This is a genomic window from Quisquiliibacterium sp., assembly GCF_982640115.1.
Genome location: NZ_CEXFHW010000256.1, coordinates 1 through 4,034, shown reverse-complemented (window position 1 = coordinate 4,034; position 4,034 = coordinate 1). Strand labels below are relative to the sequence as shown.

Below are 4,034 nucleotides of genomic sequence, written 5' to 3'. Positions count from 1 at the left end.
CCCTGCCGGCGATGGGTCGCCGGCAGCAGTCGGTAAGGTCTGGCTCGGGTTTGTCGTTGTTCCGCGCTCCCACCTGGCGGGAGCCGCGAAAGGATGTTCTCTTGCTGCCGCTTTCCGGCCAGGGGGGCCGGGCCGATACAATGGCGACTTGGATGCCGCACCGGCAGACAGCGCTGAAAGTATAACCACATGAAGGCCTTACCGACAAAACCTGAGGCTCCGCCTGCAGGTCGGCTTGCGCCTTCCGGCAGTCCGGATACGGTCCGTCTGCTCACGGTGGACGAGGATGACGGCGAGGGCCAGCGGCTCGACAACTTCCTTCAGCGGCACTACCGCGACATCCCCAAGAGCCATCTCTACCGCATCATCCGCAGCGGCGAGGTGCGGGTGAACGGCGGGCGCTGCCGCCCGGACGACCGCCTCGCTGGCGGCGATCGGGTCCGGGTTCCACCCATTCGCCGGGCGGAGCCGGCCGCGAACGCGGCGGCGGCCGGCCCCGCCGTGCCGATCGAGCTGCCCATCCTGTTCGAGGACGATCACCTGCTCGCGGTCGACAAGCCGGAGGGTCTCGCCGTGCACGGCGGCAGCGGGGTGGCGCATGGCGTGATCGAGCGTCTGCGCGCCGCTCGGCCTCAGGCCGCCTTCCTCGAACTCGTCCATCGCCTCGACCGGGAGACCTCCGGCGTGCTTCTCATCTGCAAGAAGCGGCAGGCACTGGTGGCCTTGCACGCCCAGTGGCGCGGCCGTGTGCCGCGCAAGCGTTACCTGGCGGCGGTCAGCGGTCGCTGGCCGCTGCGCACCCGCACCCTGGACCAGCCGCTGGAACGCTACCTCACCGATGAGGGCGAGCGCCGGGTGAGCGTCAGTGCACAGGGTCAGGAAGCCATTTCGCGCGTGACCGGCCTGCAGCACTTCGCCCTCGAGGGTCTGGGCGGCTTCTCGCTGGTGAGCGTCGAGATCGAGACCGGCCGAACCCATCAGATCCGCGTGCATCTTGCCCATGCCGGCTTTCCGATCGCCGGCGATGACAAGTACGGCGATTTCACCCTCAACCGACAGCTTGCCCGGGCCGGTCACCGACGCATGTTCCTGCACGCTGCCCGGCTGAGCCTGCGTCATCCGGTCGACGGCCGCCCGCTCACCCTCGAGGCACCCACGCCGGCGGCCTTCGCGTCGCTGGCGGCAAGACAGGCGCCGACATGACCGTGCTCTTTCCGCCCCCCGTGCAGCCCGTCCACCCGGTGGCCCTGGTGGTGTTCGACTGGGAGGGCACGCTGGTGCCGCTGCCCCGCCCGGGCGAACCTGCCCGACCGGTGCCCGGAGCCGAGGCGCTGCTCACCGAACTGGCGGCACTGGGGGTGACGCTCGCGGTGGCCACCGGCAAGTCTCGGCGCGGACTTGATGAACAACTCGCCGCGTTCGGCTGGCAGTCCCGGTTCGCGCTCACCCGGTGCGCAGGCGAGGGCCCGCCCAAGCCCGATCCGGCGCTGCTGCACGAGATCTGTGAGGCGCTCGGGCTCGCGCCGGCCCAGGCGGTCATGGTCGGCGACACCCGCTACGACCTGCAGATGGCCAGCGGGGCGGGTGCCCGGGCAGTGGGCATTCTCGGGGGCCTGGACGCCGCCGAGGCACTGGCTCAGGCCGGGGCTGCCGCGGTGCTGGCCGAGATGTCCCTGCTTGGCGAGTGGCTGATCCCGCAGGTTCCGCGGGCGCTCGAGGGCCTGCCGCCCGGCCGGCACTGGCGCGCGGTCTGCCCGATCAATGCCGTTCCCGAGCAACCCGAGGGCCTGCGCTTCGTCTGGCACCGCCTGCGCGGCCCTGACCGCCGCATCCGCCAGCCCGAACCTGCCTTCCTCGTCCGGCACCGCGGCGGGCTGCGGGCCTACCTGAACCGCTGCGCCCACGCCCCGGTGGAACTCGACTGGCCCGAGGGCCGGTTCTTCGACGAGAGCGGCCTATACTTGGTGTGCGCCACCCATGGTGCGATGTACCGCGCCGAGGATGGCAGTTGCGCTGGCGGCCCCTGCCATGGCCGCAACCTGGTGACGCTGGAAGTCCGCGAGGGCGCGGGGCAGGTCTGGGTGGCATTCGAGAACGGCAGTCCATGAGCGATTCCCAAGACCCTTCGTCCCGGCCGTCCGAGGCCACCACACCGCCGGCCGGCGCTGCCCCGCCCGTGGCTGCGGCTCCTGTCGCATCAGCGGCGGGTGCGGCCGCGCCGCCTGCGGGCGCACCATCGGCGGCCGGTGCCGGTGCCGGTTCCAGTGCTGGTGCCGGTTCCCCCGGTTGGGAGCGCGGCGTCATCGAGAAGCTGGCCGCCTCCGCGCTGCAGGAGCAGCGCCGGGCCAGACGCTGGAGCATCTTCTTCCGGCTGGCTCTCCTTGCCTATCTCACCCCCGTGGTGCTGGCCTTTCTGGGGCTGTGGGCCCCGGGCGGCCTCAAGAGCAGCAGTCTCATGCGGCATACCGCGCTGGTCGAGGTGAAGGGCGAGATCGAGGCCGGCGGCGAGAACTCCGCCGAGGCCATCATCGCGGCCCTTCGTGCCGCCTTCGAAGATCCGAAGACGGCCGGCGTGGTCATCCGCCTGAACACCCCGGGCGGCAGCCCGGTGCAGGCCGGCATCGTTCACGATGAGATCCGACGCCTGCGCAAGCTTCACCCCGACACGCCGGTGGCCGCGGTGGTCGAGGAGGTCTGCGCCTCGGGCGGGTACTACATCGCGGCGGCGGCCGACAAGATCTTCGTCGACAAGGCGAGCCTGGTCGGGTCGATCGGCGTGCTGATGGATGGTTTCGGCTTCACCGGCGTGATGGACAAGGTCGGCGTCGAGCGGCGGCTGTTCACGGCTGGCCGCAACAAGGCCTTCCTCGACAGCTTCTCGCCCCTGACCGAGGAGCACCGCCAGATCGTCAACCGCATGCTGGCCGAGATCCACCAGCAGTTCATCGACGTGGTGAAGGCCGGTCGCGGTGACCGCCTGAAAGACTCCCCGGAGATCTTCTCCGGCATGGTCTGGTCGGGCGCACGCAGCATCGAGCTGGGGCTGGCCGATGCCCTGGGCACGGTCGACAGCGTGGCCCGCGATGAATTCAAGGCAGAAGAGGTGGTGGATTTCTCCACCCACGAAAACCTGGCCGAGCGTCTCGCGCGCCGGATCGGTGCCGCAGCCGGTCAGGCCGCCGTGCGGGCTATCGGCGCTTCTTCCTCGCTGCCGCAGCTGCGCTGAGGGGGCCCGGCGCGCCGCCCTCGGCGTGCAGCAGGAACACCGCCGGCGCCCGCGGCAGGCTCACCGGCGCACTGCGCCATTGCGCCACCGGGGCGCTCCTCACCCACTGCTCGGGCAGGCTGAGCGAAGCGGCCACCGCCAGGCGGGCATCGTCCGGCAGGGCCTCGAGCAGGGCCTCGAGCAGGGCCTGGTTCCGGTAGGGCGTCTCGATCATCAACTGGGTCTGCCCGAAGCGCCGGCTGCGGGCGTGCAGTTCCTGGATCGCCGCGCGGCGCGCTGTCGGGTCCACCGGCAGGTAGCCGGTGAAGGCGAAGGATTGCCCGTTCATGCCGCTGGCCATCAGGGCCAGCAGCAGCGCGCTCGGGCCGATCAGCGGCATCACCGGCAGACGCTGCTGATGGGCGAGCTGAACCAGGGCCGCGCCAGGGTCGGCCACCGCCGGGCAGCCTGCCTCCGAGAGCAGACCCAGAGCCCGCCCGGCGCGCAGTGGCGCCAGCAGCTCCGGCAGCGCAGCCGGCGGCGTGTGCTGGTTGAGTTCGCGGATGTCGAGGGATTGCAGCGGTCTGGCCATGGGCAGGCGGCGCAGCACGGCGCGCGCCGACTTGGCATTCTCGGCGACGAAACACCCCAGCTGGCGGACCACCGCGACGGTCGCTGGCGGCAGATGGGCAAGCGGGTCGGCCGATTCCCCCAGCGGCACGGGCACCAGATAGAGCGCTGCGGGCAGCGGCGGCTCGGCCACCGTCGTCGCGTCGGTCACGACGCGGGCTGCGCGAGCGCGTCGATGCCGGCCTCGCGCAGCATGCGG

General features: G+C 71.4%; 4 protein-coding genes. 3 read left to right on the top strand and 1 reads right to left on the bottom strand.

What is annotated here, in order from left to right:
* Positions 1-267 precede the first annotated feature (267 nt).
* The 3 genes from AC2H6A_RS18375 to AC2H6A_RS18365 are packed head-to-tail and all read left to right on the top strand — an operon-like array spanning position 268 to position 3,226.
* Positions 268-1,203: an RluA family pseudouridine synthase gene (locus tag AC2H6A_RS18375; RefSeq protein ID WP_484275166.1), complete on the top strand. Its 936-nt coding sequence runs from the start codon at positions 268-270 to the stop codon at positions 1,201-1,203.
* Positions 1,200-2,108, top strand: coding sequence for an HAD-IA family hydrolase (locus AC2H6A_RS18370; protein ID WP_484275164.1), 909 nt, complete (start codon positions 1,200-1,202; stop codon positions 2,106-2,108). The genes AC2H6A_RS18375 and AC2H6A_RS18370 overlap by 4 nt, the downstream gene beginning before the upstream one ends.
* Entirely contained in the window at positions 2,105-3,226 is a 1,122-nt protein-coding gene (locus tag AC2H6A_RS18365) for a S49 family peptidase (RefSeq protein WP_484275163.1), read from the top strand. The genes AC2H6A_RS18370 and AC2H6A_RS18365 overlap by 4 nt, the downstream gene beginning before the upstream one ends.
* Here AC2H6A_RS18365 and AC2H6A_RS18360 read toward each other — a convergent pair.
* Positions 3,189-3,953 carry an SAM-dependent methyltransferase gene (locus AC2H6A_RS18360; protein ID WP_484275165.1) on the bottom strand — a complete coding sequence of 255 codons (765 nt, stop codon included), beginning with the start codon at positions 3,951-3,953 and terminating at the stop codon, positions 3,189-3,191. The genes AC2H6A_RS18365 and AC2H6A_RS18360 overlap by 38 nt on opposite strands.
* Positions 3,954-4,034: the final 81 nt, after the last annotated feature.

What these genes read in the sequence shown, in the direction of transcription:
- AC2H6A_RS18370 (WP_484275164.1), top strand. Translation starts at nt 1,200, where the DNA reads ATGACCGTGCTCTTTCCGCCCCCCGTGCAGCCCGTCCACCCGGTGGCC.
- AC2H6A_RS18365 (WP_484275163.1), top strand. Translation starts at nt 2,105, where the DNA reads ATGAGCGATTCCCAAGACCCTTCGTCCCGGCCGTCCGAGGCCACCACA.